Annotated in this window: 13 protein-coding genes and 1 tRNA gene; 6 read left to right on the top strand and 8 right to left on the bottom strand. The window is 47.7% G+C overall.

Translation table 11 applies throughout. The features are described from left to right. The first annotated feature begins 77 nt into the window (after positions 1-77). Positions 78-1,331: a nucleoside permease gene (locus PGS10_RS07230; RefSeq protein ID WP_045387267.1), complete on the top strand. Its 1,254-nt coding sequence runs from the start codon at positions 78-80 to the stop codon at positions 1,329-1,331. A 308-nt stretch (positions 1,332-1,639) separates the two neighbouring features. Here PGS10_RS07230 and PGS10_RS07235 read toward each other — a convergent pair whose 3' ends face one another. Beyond that, positions 1,640-3,778, bottom strand: coding sequence for an ornithine decarboxylase (locus PGS10_RS07235; protein WP_063447593.1), 2,139 nt, complete (start codon positions 3,776-3,778; stop codon positions 1,640-1,642). A 419-nt stretch (positions 3,779-4,197) separates the two neighbouring features. Here PGS10_RS07235 and PGS10_RS07240 point away from each other — a divergent pair, with 419 nt between their 5' ends. Next, positions 4,198-4,911: a DUF554 domain-containing protein gene (locus PGS10_RS07240; RefSeq protein ID WP_047042944.1), complete on the top strand. Its 714-nt coding sequence runs from the start codon at positions 4,198-4,200 to the stop codon at positions 4,909-4,911. Positions 4,912-5,016: 105 nt separating this feature from the next. After that, positions 5,017-5,092, top strand: a tRNA-Phe gene (locus PGS10_RS07245). A gap of 281 nt (positions 5,093-5,373) precedes the next feature. On the opposite strand, the gene PGS10_RS07250 is transcribed toward PGS10_RS07245, so the two are convergent. Further along, positions 5,374-5,937: a hypothetical protein gene (locus tag PGS10_RS07250; RefSeq protein WP_047042948.1), complete on the bottom strand. Its 564-nt coding sequence runs from the start codon at positions 5,935-5,937 to the stop codon at positions 5,374-5,376. A gap of 232 nt (positions 5,938-6,169) precedes the next feature. On the opposite strand from PGS10_RS07250, the gene PGS10_RS07255 reads away from it, so the two are divergent. After that, a complete protein-coding gene (locus PGS10_RS07255) occupies positions 6,170-7,084 on the top strand; it encodes a winged helix-turn-helix domain-containing protein (protein ID WP_316422655.1) in 915 nt (304 codons plus the stop codon). Beyond that, positions 7,081-7,551: a hypothetical protein gene (locus tag PGS10_RS07260; protein WP_316422656.1), complete on the top strand. Its 471-nt coding sequence runs from the start codon at positions 7,081-7,083 to the stop codon at positions 7,549-7,551. The genes PGS10_RS07255 and PGS10_RS07260 overlap by 4 nt, the downstream gene beginning before the upstream one ends. Before the next feature lie 249 nt (positions 7,552-7,800). Here the strand turns inward: PGS10_RS07260 and PGS10_RS07265 are convergent, their stop codons facing one another. From PGS10_RS07265 to PGS10_RS07285, 5 genes are all read right to left on the bottom strand, one after another. Continuing rightward, complete coding sequence (locus tag PGS10_RS07265) at positions 7,801-9,081, bottom strand: HlyD family efflux transporter periplasmic adaptor subunit (RefSeq protein ID WP_047042957.1); 1,281 nt, start codon at positions 9,079-9,081, stop codon at positions 7,801-7,803. Positions 9,082-9,144: 63 nt separating this feature from the next. Continuing rightward, on the bottom strand, positions 9,145-11,280 hold the full coding sequence (locus PGS10_RS07270; RefSeq protein WP_063416570.1) for a type I secretion system permease/ATPase: 2,136 nt from the start codon (positions 11,278-11,280) through the stop codon (positions 9,145-9,147). A 13-nt stretch (positions 11,281-11,293) separates the two neighbouring features. After that, positions 11,294-12,739, bottom strand: coding sequence for a TolC family protein (locus tag PGS10_RS07275; protein WP_165430587.1), 1,446 nt, complete (start codon positions 12,737-12,739; stop codon positions 11,294-11,296). Positions 12,740-12,973: 234 nt separating this feature from the next. Then, positions 12,974-16,846: a BapA/Bap/LapF family prefix-like domain-containing protein gene (locus tag PGS10_RS07280; RefSeq protein WP_316422657.1), complete on the bottom strand. Its 3,873-nt coding sequence runs from the start codon at positions 16,844-16,846 to the stop codon at positions 12,974-12,976. Positions 16,847-16,982: 136 nt separating this feature from the next. Further along, on the bottom strand, positions 16,983-17,441 hold the full coding sequence (locus tag PGS10_RS07285) for a phage tail assembly chaperone (RefSeq protein ID WP_047078369.1): 459 nt from the start codon (positions 17,439-17,441) through the stop codon (positions 16,983-16,985). A 1,292-nt stretch (positions 17,442-18,733) separates the two neighbouring features. Here PGS10_RS07285 and PGS10_RS07290 point away from each other — a divergent pair. Beyond that, positions 18,734-19,666 carry an alpha/beta hydrolase gene (locus PGS10_RS07290; protein WP_316422658.1) on the top strand — a complete coding sequence of 311 codons (933 nt, stop codon included), beginning with the start codon at positions 18,734-18,736 and terminating at the stop codon, positions 19,664-19,666. A 56-nt stretch (positions 19,667-19,722) separates the two neighbouring features. Here the strand turns inward: PGS10_RS07290 and PGS10_RS07295 are convergent, their stop codons facing one another. Beyond that, positions 19,723-20,283, bottom strand: a complete 561-nt coding sequence (locus tag PGS10_RS07295; protein WP_316422659.1) for a DJ-1/PfpI family protein — start codon at positions 20,281-20,283, stop codon at positions 19,723-19,725. Between the last annotated feature and the right edge of the window lie 2 nt (positions 20,284-20,285).

Below are 20,285 nucleotides of genomic sequence, written 5' to 3' on the forward strand. Positions count from 1 at the left end.
TGATAGAATTACATCAAAATAACGTTGGTTATGTTATTTAAAACACATAACAAGCCCACATTCGTGAGGATAAATACATGAATCTTAAGCTGCAGTTAAAAATACTGTCGTTCCTGCAGTTCTGCCTTTGGGGGAGTTGGCTAACCACGCTCGGCTCGTACATGTTCGTCACCCTGAAGTTTGACGGCGCGGCCATCGGCGCGGTGTATAGCTCGCTCGGTATCGCCGCCGTTCTGATGCCAACGCTGCTCGGGATCGTCGCCGATAAATGGATCAGCGCCAAATGGGTGTATGCCATCTGCCACCTGGTCGGCGCGTTAACGCTGTACCTCGCGGCGCAGGTCACTACGCCAGGCGAGATGTTCCTCGTGATCTTGCTTAACTCGCTGGCCTATATGCCGACGCTTGGCTTGATCAACACCATCTCCTACTACCGCCTGCAGTCGGCGGGGCTGGATATCGTGACCGATTTCCCGCCAATTCGTATCTGGGGCACCATCGGCTTTATCCTCGCCATGTGGGGCGTCAGCTTCTCTGGCTTCGAACTTAGCCATATGCAGCTTTATATCGGCGCGACGCTGTCGGTCTTGCTGGCGCTGTTCACCCTGACGCTGCCGCATATTCCGGTCGCCAACGCCCAGCGCAACCAGAGCTGGACCGAGATGCTCGGCCTGAACGCCTTTGCGCTGTTTAAAAACAAGCGTATGGCAATCTTCTTTATCTTCTCCATGATGCTCGGCGCCGAACTGCAGATCACCAATATGTTTGGCAACACCTTCCTGCACAGCTTCGATAAAGACCCGCTGTTCTCCGGTAGCTTTATCGTCGAGCACGCATCGGTATTGATGTCGATTTCGCAGATCTCCGAAACGCTGTTTATTCTGACTATCCCGTTCTTCCTTAGCCGCTACGGCATTAAGAACGTGATGCTGATTAGTATCGTGGCGTGGATGCTGCGCTTCGGCCTGTTCGCCTTCGGCGACCCGACGCCGTTCGGTACCGTCCTGCTGGTTCTGTCGATGATCGTCTACGGCTGTGCCTTCGACTTTTTCAACATCTCCGGTTCAGTGTTCGTTGAGAAAGAGGTGCGTCCGGAAATCCGCGCCAGCGCCCAGGGTATGTTCCTGATGATGACCAACGGCTTCGGCTGCATCCTTGGTGGGATGGTGAGCGGCAAAGTTGTCGAGCACTTTACCGTTGAGGGGATCACTAACTGGCAAAGCGTGTGGCTGATTTTCGCCGCCTACTCGCTGGTGCTGGCCTTCGCTTTCGTGGCGCTGTTCAAGTATCAACACGTCAGACAGCCTGCCGCCGCGCGCCAGAACGCCTGATTGTCATTGCCCGGTGACGGCTGACGCCTTACCGGGCCTACAGAATTTGTAGATACTGTTATCGGTTGGCAACGGTTTTGTCGCACAGGGGTTTTCCCGGAGGCGGCGCGTTGCGCCTTCTCCGGGCTACCAAATCGCACAGCACTGTAGCCCCGGTAAGCGGCAGCGCCACCGGGGGTTTGAGGCCATTGGTACCGGCAGTTTCAGCCAGCACGATGATTAGATTAAAGGCAGGCCGCACGGACCGTAGGCCGGATAAGGCGCCAGCCGTCATCCGGCAAAATACGCGCACAATGCCTGGTCCCGGCTTAGGCTTTCAACACATACCCATACAACCGCTTAATACCATCGGCATCCGTTTCGCTATAAACCCCCTGCAGCTCCGGCGAAAAGCCCGGCAGCATATTGACTCCCTCTTCCAGCGCAAGGAAGTAGCGCAGCACCGCGCCTCCCCAGATCTCGCCCGGCACCACGCACAGCACGCCCGGCGGATACGGTAGCGCCCCTTCCGCCGCGATGCGGCCTTCGGCCTCGCACAGGCGCACCAGCTCAACGTTGCCGCGGATAAATTCGCGGTTGGCGTCCTGCGGGTTCATTACCACCGGCGGGAAACTCTGCTTGCGGAACATCGCCTTTTGCAGGTCTTTAACATCAAAACTGACGTACAGATCGTGCATTTCCTGACACAGCTGGCGAATGGTGTAATCGCGGTAGCGAACCGGGTATTTGTTGTAAATCGTCGGCAATACCTCAGCAAGCGGCGAATCCGCTTCGATATGCTGTTCGAACTGGGCCAGCATCGCCACCAGTCGCGCCAGTTTCTCCGCGCTTTCCGCCGGCGTCAGCAGGAACAAAATAGAGTTGAGATCGCACTTCTCCGGCACGATGCCGTTTTCGCGCAGGTAGTGCGCCAGGATGGTCGCCGGGATGCCAAACTCGGTATAGTCGCCGCTATCGGCATCGATACCCGGCGTGGTCAGCAGCAGCTTACACGGATCGACAAAGTATTGATTGTCAGCATAACCGCTAAAGCCGTGCCAGCTCGCGCCCGGTTCGAAGCTAAAGAAGCGCCGTTCGCTGGCGATAGTCGCCGTCGAATGCTCCTGCCACGGTTTCCCGCCAACCAGCGGCGGCACAAACGGCCGCAATAATTTACACTGCGCTAGTATCGCTTTACGCGCTTCAATACCCAGCTCAACGCACTCCGCCCACAGCCGCCGACCGCTCTCTCCTTCGTGGATTTTGGCATTCACATCGAGCGAGGCGAACAGCGGATAAAACGGACTGGTGGAAGCATGCAACATAAAGGCATTATTCAGCCGCTTATGCGGGCAGAAACGCGCCTGGCCGCGCAGATGGTTATCTTTCTTGTGAATTTGCGAGGTCTGCGAAAAACCGGCCTGCTGCTTATGCACCGATTGCGTCACAAAAATGCCCGGATCGTTTTCATTGAGATCCAACAGCAGCGGCGAGCAGTCAGCCATCATCGGGATAAACTGCTCGTAACCGACCCACGCCGAGTCAAACAGGATGTAATCGCAGAGATGGCCGATTTTATCCACCACCTGGCGCGCGTTATACACCGTGCCGTCATAGGTGCCCAGCTGGATCACCGCCAGGCGGAACGGGCGCGGCGCGTCGGCTTTTTCCGGCGCCGCCTCGCGGATCAGCTCGCGCAGGTAGGTTTCATCAAAGCAGTGGTCGTCGATGCCGCCGATAAAGCCGAACGGGTTGCGCGCGGCTTCCAGATAGACCGGCGTCGCCCCGGCCTGGATCAGCGCGCCATGATGATTTGATTTATGGTTGTTGCGATCGAACAGTACCAGATCGCCGCGGGTCAGCAGCGCATTGGTCACGACCTTGTTCGCCGCGGAAGTGCCGTTAAGCACGAAGTAGGTTTTATCGGCATTGAAGACTTTTGCCGCAAATTTCTGCGCGTGCTTCGCAGAACCTTCATGGATCAACAGATCGCCGAGCTTGACGTCGGCGTTGCACATGTCGGCGCGAAAAACGTTCTCGCCGAAAAACTCGTAGAACTGGCGGCCCGCCGGATGCTTTTTAAAGAACGCGCCATGCTGATGGCCGGGACAGGCGAAGGTGCTGTTGTCCATCTCAACGTACTGGCTAAGCGTGTTGAAAAACGGCGGCAGCAGTTTCTCTTCATAGCCGCAGGCGGCCGCTTCCAGCTCCAGCCACTCCTGCTCTTTGCCGCTAATCACCGCGACGACTCCTTCCGGTTTATCCGTTTGCGTTTCGCTAAACAGATAGACCGGCAGATTGAATCCGCTGCGCTTGAGCAGGGCCAGGATACCGCTGCGGCTATCCGCCGCGGTGATGACGACCGCTGCCGCATCGGTAAAATCAGTGCTGTCCAGCGCCACAACCTGGCGATGGGTGGACAGACGGGAGACCAGCTCGCAGCTGGCGGCAATGTGCATAGATTTCATAAGCGCAAATGCCCGTATCGGGAGTGTAAAAATCTCAGGCAAAGGTGGAGCCTTGCCCAACGATGTGTCCGGGTCTGACGGAATTCAGCTCCGACCGCCGGACATCAGTAAAAGCAGACGCGTCCGATCTTACTGTTGTCCTACAGTGAGCATACGTGGCCTTCACCGCATGGTGAACAGGGAGAGTGAGGAACGAGGCAAACCACGCAGCAGTACGCAGCGGCAACGGCGATGTAATGGCGATGTCGTCATCCCGGCGGCCTCAGGGTAAAGAGGTGAAAATCCGCGCAATCATGGCACCTTTCCGAAAGTGGCGCAAGATGAAATCCATATGCATTCTCCCCACGTATCCGCAAGCCTTCGCGGCAAAACATGGTCATAATAATGCGGACATCAGGAATAATTAACAGGAGTTTACTTTGGTTATAGGGCCATTTATTAACGCCAGCGCGGTGCTTGCCGGCGGCGTATTGGGCGCGCTACTGAGCCAACGATTGCCGGAACGGATCCGCACCTCGATGACCTCGATTTTCGGGCTGGCATCACTGGGGATTGGTATTTTACTGGTCATCAAGTGCGCCAACCTGCCGGTGATGGTGCTGGCGACGCTGGTCGGCGCGCTACTCGGCGAAGTGTGTAATATGGAGAAAGGCATCAATACCCTGGTGAGCAAACTCCAGCAACTATTGTCGCCAAAGGGCAGGAAAAAGGCCTCGGCCCACGAGTCTTATATTCAGAGCTACGTGGCGATCATTGTGTTGTTTTGCGCCAGCGGTACCGGCGTTTTTGGCGCCATGCGCGAAGGAATGACCGGCGACGCCAGCATCCTTATCGCCAAAGCGTTTCTCGACTTTTTCACCGCCACGATTTTCGCCTGTACCCTGGGGCTGGCGGTGTCGGCAATCTGTGTGCCGATGCTGCTGATTCAGCTCAGTCTGGCGGCCTGCGCCTCGCTTATCATGCCGCTGACCACGCCGATGATGATGGCAGACTTCAGCGCCGTCGGCGGTATGCTGCTGGTGGCGACCGGCCTGCGTATCTGCGGGATTAAGATGTTCGCGGTGGTCAATATGCTCCCCGCCCTACTGCTGGCAATGCCGATTTCGGTCGCGTGGACGGCCTTTTTTGCCTGACGACGCGTGCTTTTACGGCAAAGTGGTGATAGATTGTGCAGTCTGCTGCGAAATTTATAAATTTCGTTGACGAGGCGCGGTGAATCAGGTTTAATGCGCCCCGTTGCCCGGATAGCTCAGTCGGTAGAGCAGGGGATTGAAAATCCCCGTGTCCTTGGTTCGATTCCGAGTCCGGGCACCACTATTTAAAGAACCCGCCCAAAAGGCGGGTTTTTGCTTTTCTACGGCCGGACTCTTCATCGAACTGCGTTCGATTATTCGCCGCAACTCGGCTCACCCCTTCGGGGCCAGCGCGACAAGCGCGCTGTTCAACGCCTGCGGCGTTAGTCCGAGTCCGGGCACCACTTATTCAGAGAACCCGCCCAAAAGGCGGGTTTTTGCTTTTCTACGGCCGGACTCTCCATCGAACTGCGTTCGATTATTCGCCGCAACGCGGCTCACCCCTTCGGGGCCAGCGCGCGGTTATAACCAGTTGAGATAGTTATAAAATAACATCGGGTCATTCAAACCAAGTTTCTCTTTGAGTTTTGAGTGATAATATGAAACTTGTTTCCGGTTAAGATTCAAAGTATTGCATATAGAGCCAATGGTTTTAATTCCCCGGGTCATCAGTAAAACAGCATGCGCCTGTTGGGTTAACCCTTCCCCGTTGCAAATTGAATAGTAATACGAAATTAATACTTTAATTTGTTTTGAATTATCAACCAGTAATATTTTACGCCACTCATCTATTGATGAACGTTTTGATACAAAGAACAAAGACGCATCTCCCTGAACGATTCTATCGCTCAGTATGATGATTGAGGCATCCCTGCGTTCATAAATCAAATGAATCATATATAATAAAGTATAGACACTAAGGAAACCAAGCTCCTCAAGTATATATATTTTACTTTTTTCACCCAGTCCAAGCTCATCATACATCGTATCAAGACCCAATTTTACATATTGATTCTTGACATAAAAATGATATTCCATCGTCAAAGCACAATGTATAACAGATAAGTCATCATCAATTTTAATCATTCTGAAATTCATTGTTGTTGTTGATTCTTTTTTTATTACAAAGCAAACTAATAAAGCGCTTCGCTTTCTATTGTGAAGAATAGATAGTTTTCTGATTGGTTTACACTGAAAAGTCATTTCTTATTCTTATTCACTTTAGTTATGCCTTAATTTAGAGATTTTATTTCATATTAAGTTATCCTACTCGTCTTAGCGCGGAAGAAATAAACCATTAATATAAAAGGATTTTTTAATGATCGAAGAAAAAGAAAGCGGCTCAAAAAATAATCATTACTTTATAATTAATGGTCGTGTTAAATTTATTCCATTTCGCAGAACAATAGAGGACATGAATACTGGAACAAAACTTAAACTTAATGTTCCAGCAAGCCTTTGTCTGGATAGATTATTAAAAAACCAAGGACGTCTTGTTTCTCAGGATGAGCTAATCCTGTACGCCTGGGGCTTGAAGCGAGAGTCCACGGTGAGTTCTAATACTTTTTATCAGTGCATACTACATCTACGCAGAAAACTGGCACAGCTGGAATTATGTGATGTTATTGAAACCGTCCCACGTCATGGTATTATTTTTAACAATAGTGTCAGTGTATTAATTACGCAGGATACCCCCCCGGCGTTTCAACTCAATGAGAGTAATCAAACACCAGAAGGCACAGCGGAAAAGGATATAGAACCAGTGCCGTCCGTTGAAATCGGCAAAAAACACTTCACCGAGGAGATACCTGTATCGCTTCCTCCCGAATTTGGTTCTGATATGGTCCTCACGTCAACGATTCAGGTTGCGAAAAAGAATAGATTACAAATAAAAACCCGCTACGTTTTATTCACCGGAGCTATATTATTAATACTGATAACCGTATTGGGATTCATATACATAAGCTTCACTAATGATAATATATTCAAATCTTATAACCAACTCTCATCCACGAACTGCTTCATCTACACTATAGGTGATCAATATTCTGAAAATGAAATTAAAAACATAATGAAAAGTGTCGGGTTACCCTGCTTTAATAAAGAGAACGTTTTTTTTACCGTATCTCCGATGCAATCAAAAATAAACATAATCAACTGCGCTACATATAATAAAAAACAACAAGACTGTCGCTCCGTTACCATAGCGAGAGAATTAGAGGAAACACCATGAGATATAAATCCATTTTATGCTCACTTGCATGTTTAGGCGCTTTTTCAGGGGTATATTTTTATTTACCTTCTCCATTTAATACCGACAGTGCTATTTCATGCCATAGCCGCCATACTCTCATTAACAATGATTTTAAATTAGATGCAAGTTATGGTTTTATTTTTGGCGGTAATAAAGGCGAGTTAACAATGTATGGTTATGCGGTAGACAATGGTGTTCGGATAAATATCAGGAGAGTGATTAGTTTTACCTATACAAGAATGGATGATATTTATACTTTTCACAGTAAAAGAGTAGAGAAGTTTTACGGAGATAACAGTGAAAAAGGAAATGTAAATATTCATCTCCCCGAATTTTTTTATCAGACAGGAAAAGACCTTACCATACAACTCAAGCGGGATGGCTTCAATATCCCGATAATTTTCGTGCATCGCATGCCTGTTTTTTATTGTAATCAATCAGGTTAATGTATTATCAACAAGATATATTTTACTGGTCACCAGTCAGCAATTGTGGGAGTCGATTCCGCGACGTCGTCGTGAGATCGTTGAGACGCCACGCGGATATTAATGATAATAAACCGGACGCCTTCTATTACCTCCGGTTGCTTTTCCTCTCCCGGTCCAGGGGGACGCATCTGGTATGACGCCCCCCTGGTGACAGAAACCCGTTTTAGTTTTGACATACGGTGATTCGCCAGCATAAGCCCCATCTGGCTATCTTTCCCTAAGCGCTTCACCAACCTTGTTAAATGGTTTAATCAGGTACTGAAGGATTGTCTTTTTGCCGGTCTTGATATCTACACTCGCCACCATCCCAGGAGAAATAAAGTGCTGTTTATTATCTTTAGTTTGCAAATGGTCCTTCGTGGTTCTGATATAAACACGATAAAAAACAACTTCCGGTTTTTGAGGATCGGAAATCGTGTCAGGTGAAATTGTTACCACCTCACCATCCAGTCCCCCATAGATTGAGTAGTCATAGGCGGTGATTTTGACGATCGCACGCTGTCCTGGATGAATAAAAGCGATATCACGTGGCAATATTTTAGCCTCGATAAGTAATCGGTCATCAAGGGGAACGATGTTCATGATAGTTCCATTTGGGGGAATGACGCCACCAATAGTGTTAACTTCAATATTTTTCACAATGCCCCTGACTGGAGAAGTGATGGTCGATTTTTTCAGTAGATCGCGCTGACCGATGATCTTCTGATATAACGAATCAACTTCTCCGGAAATTCTCGATAGTTCCTCTCCAGATTTTACCTGATAGTTGTAGTTTAGCTCTGATTCTTTCATATTCAGATCGACGAGCTGCTTCCTGAGTCTGATAACATCAACTTTACTTGACGCCCCTTGGGCCATAAGTCGAGTGTTAATCGCGAGTTCGTTATTCAATAATACTCTTGACGCCTGAATATCTTTCATCGACGCGATATAATTATTTTTCCGCGAAGTATAAAGCACCATTTCTCTATCGGTGATTTCTGCAAAATCATGTAATTCATCAGGAAAAACTAAAGGACGATTGCTAATCTCCGCCAAAAGTCTAACTTTGCTGGCCAATAGCGCCCGATATTTGGATTCAGATTCCATCACTGCAGCCTGGGTTCTTATCGTATCCAGATTAGCAATAATATCCCCCACCTGAACTATCTGTCCTTCAGTAACGTTGATTCTATCGAGAATCCCACCATCAAGAGATTGAATGATCTTCTCTTTCGAGCTGGGGATAACCCTCCCATCGCCTTTCGAGACTTCATCAATACTAAACATAGAAGCCCACAGCAAAAATACGCTGAGAAAAAAGATAACGCTGAGCAATATATACAATGCCCGGCTAGTCTTAACGCCGCCATGCGTGTCGGCAAGCGTAAACTCGTCAGTCTCTCGTACCCTATGAGTCGCATCCTTATCCGTTGTAAAAAAAACATTCTTACAAAAGTCCTTTGTAAGTATAAAATTCTTTTTTACTTTTCCTGGTATATTTTTCATTAAAAACCATCATTTAAAATAGCTGGGCAAAATATAATGATATAATTAGTGGCAATATATTAATTACATATCATCAATAATTTCATCTTTGCGTTTATCTAACACCACCCTACCGCCAGACACCACGATAGTTCGATTAACAAGATCCAATATTTTCTTACGATGGGTAGCAATAATAACTGTTTTACCGGAAATCCAGTTGCTCATTTTTTTGACGAACTCATCTTCTGTCACATCATCCAGTGAGGAAGTGGGTTCATCCATAATAACAATATTAGGATTACGCAATACCAGTCGAGCCAACAGAATAGTCTGCTGCTGTCCGCCAGAAAGACCGTGCCCACCCTCCTGGATAATATAATCTAAACCCGATGGTAGCTGGTTGATGAAATTAATGGCACCGGTTATCTTAATGGCTTCAATAATATCTTCATCCTGGGCCAAGGGGGATCCCAGTGTAATATTTTCACGAAGCGAACCGAAAAATAGTCGAGAGTTTTGGCTCAGGTATCCAACATCACGACGCAGATCGGCGGGATCGATATCATTAATATTGATACCATCCAGAATTACTTCGCCGGACTTCTGATGCATCATCCCTGAAAGCGCGTTTAACAGCGATGACTTACCCGAACCATTGCGCCCAAGAATGGCAATACGCTCACCCGCTTTGATCTCCAGCGAATCAATACTCACCGCGATTTTCTGACCGTCTACCTGATGCGTAAAAGCCGCGTTGGTAATCGAATACTGGCCTTCGATAAATTTCTTGTGAATCAACCGCTGATGTTCCGGTTGATCGATGGGTAATTGCATTATCGAGTCGAGACCAGTCATCGCGACTTTGGTTTGTTGCCAACGAGTTATGATGCTCGCTATTTGCGCAATAGGCGCCATCATTCTTGAGCTCAGAATGGATGAGGCCACTAATGCCCCGGTTGACAGATCGCCGGACATAACAAAGGGAGTTCCTACCAGTACCAGGCATACAAACACCGAACTCTGGACGAAATATGACCAGGTTGTTAAGGTATGCGTCAGATGCTTTAATTCCAGACTGTTTTCTGCCGTCGTCTTAATGTAGTGCAGCCATTGCTGTTGAAAGCGATGCTCGGCTTGCAAAAATTTGATGTCGTCCAGCCCTTGAACCGTTTCGACCAGCATGGCGTTACGCAGACTGGATTCTCGCGTAGCCGTGTTGGCTAACCTGAACAGTTTCTTTTGACTTAATAGACCAGGAAGCACCATAAGAATGGCCCCAGCTAAAGGTACGAGGAAGACAATTCCCCCCAAAAAATAGATAATTACCAGGAACATAAAGAAGAACGGTAAATCCGTGATGGCAACGACGGTTGACGAAGTCATCATTTCACGAACCTGTTCCAGTTCCTTTAGCTGAGAAATAAACGACCCTGTTGATTTCGGGCGATAAGGGTTTTTAATCCTCAAGGCACGACCAAAGACCCTGTCTGAAATAATCAAGTCTGCACGCTTGCCGAGGATATCAGTTACGCTATAGCGAATTAAGCGCAAGGTGAAATCAAAAATAAGCGCCAGGATCACACCAATGAAAAGCACCCACATTGTAGGATGTGACTGTGCTGGAATGACACGGTCGTAGGTCTGCATAGAGTAAGTAATACCGGCCAGACCAAGCACATTGACAAACAGAGACCCCAGTATGACCAGATAGTATGGTTTCATGTCGGCAAAAATAATTTTCCAGACCCAGTACTTTTCAGCCGGCTTGATGTAATCATCAATGCGAGGGTCGGAGACATTTTTGGCCGGGCGCAGCGTGATAATTCTACGACCTTCAGCGCGGACCTCATCTTCTTGTAATAGTGAGATCAGCTCATTATCTTCAATAAACGAGACAACAAAATTTTTATCTTCATCAATACTCTTGATAATGGCCAGACGGCCATCTTTCATTTCCAGCACTTGAGGAAACAACCACGAATTAAAGCGATAACCCGCAACAGCGTCTTCCTTAAAAGAAAGCCCTGCCCGGCGACTCATAATCTCTACAACTTTACTGCTTGAATCTTTATCATGCCATAAAGATGTTATCAGGATATTCTGTTCTGAAACATTGAGACGATAATGGTGCGCGATAGTCACTAACGCGCTTTTCCACTGCTCCAGATAGTACTCTTTGGCGCCACTGTCATTTTCCATAGAGGAAAAGAAATCCATATCTTGCACTATATCATCCTTTATTTTTCATTAAATTAATTAATTTGCCAGCATAGTACAGACTTTCCATGGCAAGGTTCGACACGGTATAATGACTATTAATGATGTCGGCTTTGGTCTGATGGATCTCGGCTTCAGCGCTGGTTAAATCGGAAACCGAACGAGCCCCCAACTCCAGATACTGTGACATATAAAGATTACGCGTTCTTATAGCGCTCTGCTCCCTTTCGCGTTTGTTTTCCAGGCTAATTTTGGTGTTTCGCATTTGGCTCGAATATTCCATTATCCTCTGATCGGCATTATTCTTTTCAGCATCTAAGTTAAATTGCGCAGTATTGAGCGCTTCTTGTGCTTGCTGTACCTTAGAAGATACAGATCCGCCCTGATAAAGCGGGACTTTTACATTAATAAATGCGCCATAACGGTCGCGGTTTTTGGTGGTGCCATTGTTAGTCGATTGTTCAGTCAAATCATGTTCATAGTAAGGCGCCAACGTTATTGTCGGATAATATTCATTCTTTTGGACATCGATTTGTTTTTTGGCGATATCAATTTTAGCTCTGGCAATCCTGATTGCCGGTGAGTCAGTATTAACTGGATTATCACGTAAGATATTATTATAGAGTTCTTCGATTTCATTAGGGAACTCCATGATAATACTGGCTGATATTTTTTTATTTAATAGATGATCCAGAGTTGCCAGCCATTTTTTATATTGTGATATATAATCATTATAGTTTGAGAGTGCTTCGGCTACTCTGAGGTTTGCCTGAGAGTAATCAGATTCAGCGCTGGCCCCCAGCGCAACGCGTTTTTTCGTTAAATCTTTGATCTTAGAAAAACCGTCAATACGTTCCTTTGCCGCAGCGCTGAGTTGATGATAGCGGACTATTTGCAAATAGGCGCCAATCGTCTGATAAAGAATATCATTAATCTCTTTTTCTATTTCGTAGCTGGCGCTGGCGACATTCAGTTGAGAGAGCTCAACCCGGTCACTGGTGCTACCAAAATCATAAATCATCTGCTCAACTGATAAGTTGAGTTGATTGGTTTTATTATTATCATCACTATAATCATCTTTGGCGATACCGGAATTAAGGCCCATTTGCACATTAGGATAATATGCAGATTTAACCTCATCTATCATCGATTTTAGTCTTTCCGATTCAGCTATTGCCCGTTTAATTTCCGGGTGCCAGCTAACGGCCATCAGCATTGCGCTGTGCAGATTATATTTTTCTTTTGAAGAAATAATATTTTTTATAACCGTATCTGCAGGTGCAGCAGGTGGCAGTTGTTTTGCAAGTTGAGTTTTTTCAACCGGTTTAGCATATACAACTGGGGCATCATTGGACAGTGGCTTATTTGGTTGTGGAGTTTCTGGTGACGTTGATGATTTATCCTCATTAACAAATGAAACGGGAAAAGTGATAAGCTCACAGGAAGCACTAGCAATCATTAACAGATTTCCTATGGCAACGGATAAATAGAGTCGTGCTTTATGAGTAAGTCCCACTGGATAGCTCCCTGAATTATAAATACAACGCGTTATCATTCCATGATGATGTATATCTGGTATCGTGCATGAAGGTACATCTCATGACACCGTTGAGAACCACATACTGTAAAGCTATGTGGCTGACCAATCCCGGCGGCTAACCGATGTAGCAGCCGGGAAAGGTATTACTTAGAATTAAGCAGCAGCATACTGATAACTTTCTTCATTTAGCTGTAGCTGATTGACGATTTGATTCAGTGCGTTATATTCTCCAGAATCTTCAGCACCTTGTTGCTGTTCAGTAACTTTGTTTTCTGCCACGACGGAATTGTTTTCTTCACCTACCAGAGAATCCAAATTGATATCGTTGGCATTATTTTCCTCCGTCAGCGAAGCGAGCTGTTCATCAGTCAACTCTTCGTTTACTGCTTCCTTAGAAGCCTGTGAAGCCTGAGAAGTCTGCGAATCAACCATTTCGTTAAGCGAAGTTACGTTGCTATCAGAGTAAGTGGCTAACTCATTAAGCGTATTGGTCATGGTGGCCAAATCATCAGTAGACAAACTTTTCTCGCTGCCTTCACCCACAGATTTTTCCAGAAGATTATCAACCGTTTTTTCTGCGCTAACGAGCAGTTTATCAAGGGTTTCAGCCGCTGGTTTCGCCGCCTCGGCAGCAGTTTCAACGGAATCAGCTAAAGTATTGAGCGCATTGGCGGCCACATTGTCATTGGAGGAGCCGCCAAAAATTTTCGCGACAATATCGTTAATGATATTAGAGATCGTTTCCAGCGGATGAGTGATGCCATAAATAACTTCGGAGATAAAATCAATGATTCCCTTAAATGGACTCAAGATGGCATCAATGACCGAGTTAATAATATCTGTAACCGTTCCGACTGGGTCGCTAATAAATTTGACCATCAATGTTAGAGGATCGCCGAGCAGTTTTAATATCGAATCAATCGGATTAGTAATAAAATTAAAGATGGAGCTAGCCGTGTCAATAAAGAACTTACACGGCGCAAGAATAATATCTATGATATCCTGGAATATGTTACCAATAGCGCCAAACGGATCGCTGAGGAAGTTACCAATGCATTCTATGAGATTACCAATAACTTTGCCGATAGCCTCAAACGGCGCGGCAATAAAATCAATAATAGAACCTACTGTATCAATAATAAACTTGCATGGCGCAAGAATAACATCAATAGCACTCTGGATCATATTCCCAATAAAGCCTAGTGGATCTTTAAAGAAATCCTGAATGCTATTGGAAATAGAAGAAAAAATATTCTTGAGGCCTTCGACCGGCGAAGAAATAAAGTCAATAATGGAGTCAATGAAATTATTGATCGGCGTATCTGGAGTATCGGAATCCGAGTTTAAACCCAGCATGCCTTTTATAAAGGCTTCGATTATGGTTACCGCCGATGTCCCAGCACTCATGGCGATCGGGAGACCCATGATCAGCGCCATGCCCAGTTTCGTGACCAGGTTGACAACATTACTTAAGCCATAATGAATAGCAATAAGAACGCCGTCAATAGCCAGCGTGAAATCTGAAACCACACTGGCAATCGGTATTAATCCCGGTATAAACTGCAGGAATCCTGTAATAATTCCCAGAATCCATTCGGCAATGACGCTTATAACTTCAACGCCTAGCTTAGGAATAGCCATAACTGCGACGAACAAATCGCCCAGTACTAATGGAATCAGTGGGTTTTGCAATAGCGATTGCGAGAAATCAGCGACGAAATCCTCCATCGCGGAGGAATCACCGTTTAGTAAGGCGGTAAATCCTTTAACCAGCGTTATCACCCAGCCGATGGCGCCGGTAACGATCGCAGGCAGGCTAATAAGACCAACACCGATACTCTCTACAATAATTTTTAAGCCGTTACCCAGGCCATCTACGAGAATCAGTATACCATTAAAGATATGTGGAATGGTTCCTAATGGTCCCCATATCCCTCCCAGAATACCGGTGATAAATCCTGTAACCCACTGAACCATATTGGAAATAAAGCTTAATGGCACGTGAATAACTTCAACGAGTGCTTCCCAGGCGACCAGGGCGACGCCGGTCAGTGCCGCAGGCGCGGATTCGAGCAAAAAGTGGTAATCACTTAACATCGGAATAACCGATTTAAGTGCTTCTAACAATCCTTTCGGAATGGCAATAATCGCATTCCAGATGCCGCTGAGAATATCTTCCAGGAATGACGGTTCGTTTTCAGCATTGAGGGTGGCGGCGTCGGATTGAGCTTTCTCCACTCCCGCAATATCAGTGGCGTCGTTTACCGCCTGATGGGCTGCGTCCTTTTCATCCTTGCTCAGGTTATCCATAGCGTCGATCGCCTTGTTGGCGCTATCTTTCGCGCCATCAAGGTTATTGCTGGTAGCATCGGCCAGCGCTTGCTCCAGGCCCGCCACGCCTGTCGCGTCGTTCACCGCCTGGTGAGCCGCTTCTTTCTGCTCGTCGCTCAGGTAGGTCATGTCGTCGATCGCCTTGTTGGCGTCGGCTTTGCCTTCCTCAAGGTTTTTCGCGGCAGCGGCGGCTTCGGCTTTCTCCAGGCCCGCAATGTCGGTGGCGTCGTTCACTGCCTGGTGAGCCGCTTCTTTCTGCTCGTCGCTGAGATAGGTCATGTCGTCGATCGCCTTATTGGCGTCGGCTTTGCCTTCCTCAAGGTTTGTCGCCACGGCATCAGTCAGCGCTTTCTCTACGCCCGCCGGGTCCGTCGCGTCTTTCACCGCCTGGCGGGCCGCTTCTTTCTGCTCATCGCTCAGATAGGCCATATCGTCGATCGCCTGATAGGCGTCGGCTTTACCTTCCTCAAGGTTTTTCGCCGCGGTATCGGCCACCGCTTTTTCCACGCCCGCAATGTCGGTCGCGTCGTTCACCGCTTGCTGCGCCTCGGCTTTCTGCTCGTTGCTCAGGTACGCCATATCGTCGATCGCCTTGTTGGCGTCGGCTTTGCCTGCCTCAAGGTTTGTCGCCGCGGCATCGGCCTCGGTTTTTTCCACCTGCGCAATGTCAGTCGCGCCATTGATCGCCTGGTGTGCCTCGGCCTTCTGCTCGTTGCTCAGGTACGCCATATTGTCGATCGCTTCATTGGCGTCGGCTTTACCTTCCTCAAGGTTTTTCGCTACGGCATCGGCCAGCGCTTTCTGCACCTCGTCGACGCTGGTCGCATTATCAACGGCTTTCTGAGCTTCAGCCTTCTGTTCGTCGCTCAGGTACGCCATGGCGTTGATTGCCTCACTGGCGTCGGCTTTGCCTTCCTCAAGGTTTTTCGCCACCGCGTCAGCAAGCGCTTCCTCTACGCCCACAACGCCGGTCGCAACGTTCACCGCCTGTTGAGCCGCCCCTCTCTGCTCATCGCTCAGATGCGTCATACCGTCGATCGCCTGATTGGCATCGGCTTTGGCTTCTTCAAGATTTTTCGCCGTGGCGCCGGACAGCGCTTTCTGCACCTCATCTACGGTGGTCGCATTTTCAACGGCCTGGTGAGCAGCTTCTTTCTGTTCGCTGCTAAGGTACGCCATAGTGTCGATCGCCTGATTGGCGCCGTCTTTCGCTTCCTTGAGTTTGGCTTTGGCCTTATCCTGGCTATTATCACCGCCGTCGTCGTTATCATTAACGGCGGCAATGGCGAGACCACCGATCGCAACCGCGGCGATTAATGGCACGACCCATACATAAACATCGCTATCGTTCGCGGCTGGTTCAGCCGCGGTAAACACCTCTTCAAAGCTCTGTAATGGTTTAAATTGCAGACCATTGAATTGTTCTTTGTCGAGATAATCAGCCTCAAAAATCTCCTTACCATCGTCAAAAACCAGCTTCTTTTTTGTGTCGCCAAAAAAGTCTTCGATGACGATTTTTTGATTATCTTTCATTAAGATATTAAGGGCGTTCTTATCCTTTTGTACGCCCGTGACATCCCTCGCAGATACAGGTAAACGGATCGCTCCGCTTTCGACCGGGGCAGCCCCTGTCATTTCTGCCGTGCTTGCGAGTTTTTCGCCTGTTGGCGAGAAAAAATCTATTGTTCCATTCATATAAATTCAGTCCATATTTATTAATAAAAAAGAAAACACACGGTGATAAGCTCAAAACCACCAGGAACATCCCTATTCCATTTCTGATTCAATGTATTTTCTTATAGTTTGAAGAGCTATTCTCCTGAGCTCCTCTTTAGCTTATTTGCGGTGTATCAGCCTTTTTCCCTCCCATACCCTTAATAATGTCAAGAATGCCATCGAGATTAAATACAATGGCTTCCTTCATCAGCATGATAATATCTTGCGGAGCCGAGAATAGTTTTGTAAGCTCGTGGAAAGATAGTTTTACTTTTTGTTCATCCTCTTTGATAGAAACAATCATTCCCTCAGAGAGTACTCTTTTTACCCATTTCTCTAAATTACGACTATCGATTACACCAGACAGTGATTTTAATAACTTCATTACATCTGGCTTAGCGCCCTGCTCGGATACAGCTGAAAAAACACCTTCCAGAGATTTTTCGCCCAGGTTATCCAGAAGCGGCGTAAGAATATCTTTCTGTAAATCCGCAACAAACATCAGGCGATTCCACGCTTGTAATTTTACCAACATGAATTTTTTGTCGTTCAGAACAAACTCTTTAGTTTCCATAATGTTTTCTCTGGCGGGATGAATAGTGTTTCAGGAGAAGACCGCCCTCTCTCCCCCCGAAAAATCAATGTGCTTCCCCTGATTACCGGGGATGGTTACGGCCAACTCAAACGCGCTATCACAGCGCCGATGAATAAACCACCAGCGTCTACAACCTCTTTCCTGCTGAGGGTAAAGAAAGTAATAGATTGAATTAAATGCCAAGATAGTAAGCTTTGCGCTTAATTTAAAATGAAGTTAGCTTCATTATTCTTATCAACATCTACCCAACCCCTAAAGTTATCTTTACTTACCTTAGCAAAACACAATAACTCATTGATAAAAAAACAAATTACCACGTACTTAAGATATAAAAAAAACGGCGTTTTTTTGACGATGCTCTGCCCATCAACAGGCTCGCTGGCCGGAGAGAGCCGCAAGAAAAACGATAACCAGAAGTGGCTCCGGTTATAGCTGTAGTATGAAAGGGTTACGGCGATTCTCTAATGCGACTGGACGCCGCTGAGGGGGTTCCTTCGGACGAACGACGTCCGGCGCCTGGAATGTTGATAGTGTCATTATGGCGAGGGTATAATTCCATGATTGCAAAAAAGAAAAACAATTGAAATCAATGGAAAGCGTAAGCACTTCTTATCATCTTTCCAGAAAAATGCGGGACGTTCCGTGGCCACATTATCCTATAGCATTCCCTCACTTTCCGGTGGAGGGATATAATATTTCCCTCCTTATAATATTCTCTCCCGCTTGCAAGACCCCTGCCGCGTTAATACACTTTATAAAAATGCTCCATACAACTATATTTACCAAGAACAATATACCGGGAAATTATGGTGAAATAAGAAATCCGCCATTTGGATAAAATAGAAATCCATCTTTAAAAAAACATCATAATAAACATTCCTACCACCACAGTATTAACCACGAACGTTTACATCTCTCTATTTACATACCAACCTTTAATAATAATAAACATCAAAACACGTCGCATGGCGTGACTGATTGCAGACATCAGTCCATATCTATCACCTACCGTGTCCCCGCTCATTCCTTTTTATCCTTACTTTCCGAGCGCTTACTGCTCCGATCTGATATTCCCTCCATTCCCTACAACTGAGATTTGCCCTATACGCCTTTCCGCTTTCATTCGATTCCTATTAATCATTGCAATCCTTAAATGAAATTGGTAATTATTCTTATTATTGTTTTTGTTAACACCCTGTCTGGCACGGTACCCCCAACGGTATGTGCAGGCTAAAATTAAAATTCACCGGCGGAAAAGGAAAAATCATCAGATGTATGCCCGCGAGTCTCGCTCCACGCCCCCGCGCAGGACGCTTTTTGCCATTTTCTCTTGCCTTACGCTCAGTTACAGCGCTCCTGTCTTAGCAAAACCCGATATGCAGCCGCTGGGGCCCAATATCGCCGAAAAGGGTTCGGCCTTTTACCACTTCAGCGTCCATCAGTTCGATTCCGCCGACGGCGCACGCCACTATCGGGTGTGGACGGCAGTGCCGAACAAAGCCGCGCCGCCCACCGGCTACCCGGTGTTATACATGCTTGACGGTAATGCGGTAATGGACCGACTTTCTGACGAGCTGCTCAAACAGCTCACGGCGCAATCGCCGCCGGTGATCGTTGCGGTCGGCTATCAGACCAACCTACCTTTCGATCTGAAGGGCCGGTCCTTTGACTATACGCCTGTTGACAACAGCAAGGGCGCAACGCCGACTGGTCGTAAAAACGGGGGGAGTCATGACTTCCGTCAGTTGCTGGAAACACGTATCGCCGCCAAAGCGGAGCAAGGTCTGCATATCAACCCGCAGCGCCGCGGCCTGTGGGGCCACTCCTACGGCGGCCTGTTTGTGCTCGACTCCTGGCTGTCGTCCTCGTACTTCCACGCTTATTACAGCGCCAGTCCATCGCTTAGCCGGGATAACTTTGCGCTACTTAGCCGTATGACGACGGCCGAACCTGCGTCGTACTGCGGCAAAAGTCTGGTCATTATGGAAGGGTCAGCGACGCCGGGCGATAAGCGGGATTCGAACGCTGATCACGTGCTAACAAAAGTGAATACCGCGATGACTACGCTGAAAGAGAAAGAGGTAGATGCCGCTGTTTGGGATTTCCCGGGCCTGGGCCATGGACCGATGTTTAATGCCTCTTTCCGCAGCGCGCTGCTAGATATCAGCCGTGAAAAAGCTGAACGCGTACCAGACTGCCACTAATCCAGCCACTGCCCGCATGACACGGGCAGTGAAACCTTCAACAGCATGCCGTGCGGCTAGGGCCACGGATAATAAATATGTTCCGCCTGTTCGCTCGCCGGCGCTTCATCGCCCTGTAATCGCGCCGCCAGGGTAAAAGCGAAATCAAACACCTTGCCCAACCCCCGGCCGCTGAGCAGATTGCCGTCTTCCACGACGTCGGCATCCACGTACACGCCATCGCTCACCTGCTGCCAAAGATCGCCGGAACAGACATAGCGACGCCCCTTCAGCAGCCCATTGCCGCCCAACACGCGGGCGGCGGCGGAGCAAATCGGGCAGATATATTTACCCGCTTCATCGTGGCGGCGAACGAAGGCAATAACCTCCGCGCTTTTCGCCAGATTAACACTGCCTTCCGGGCCGCCCGGCAACACCACGGCATCAAAGGTTTGATCGAAGCTGGCCTTCAGGGTGCTATCCGCTAGCATCGGGATAGCGTGGTAGCTCACCACTTCGCGACTCTCGCCGCAGGCAATCGTCTGCACCGCAATATTCAGACGGCGCAGGATATCGATAGTGACTATCGCTTCCCCCTCTTCAAACCCGGGGGCTAATAACACGGCTACGTTTTTCATCT

Source organism: Klebsiella sp. 141153, assembly GCF_032601995.1.
In the GTDB taxonomy this organism is placed as follows: domain Bacteria; phylum Pseudomonadota; class Gammaproteobacteria; order Enterobacterales; family Enterobacteriaceae; genus Klebsiella; species Klebsiella aerogenes.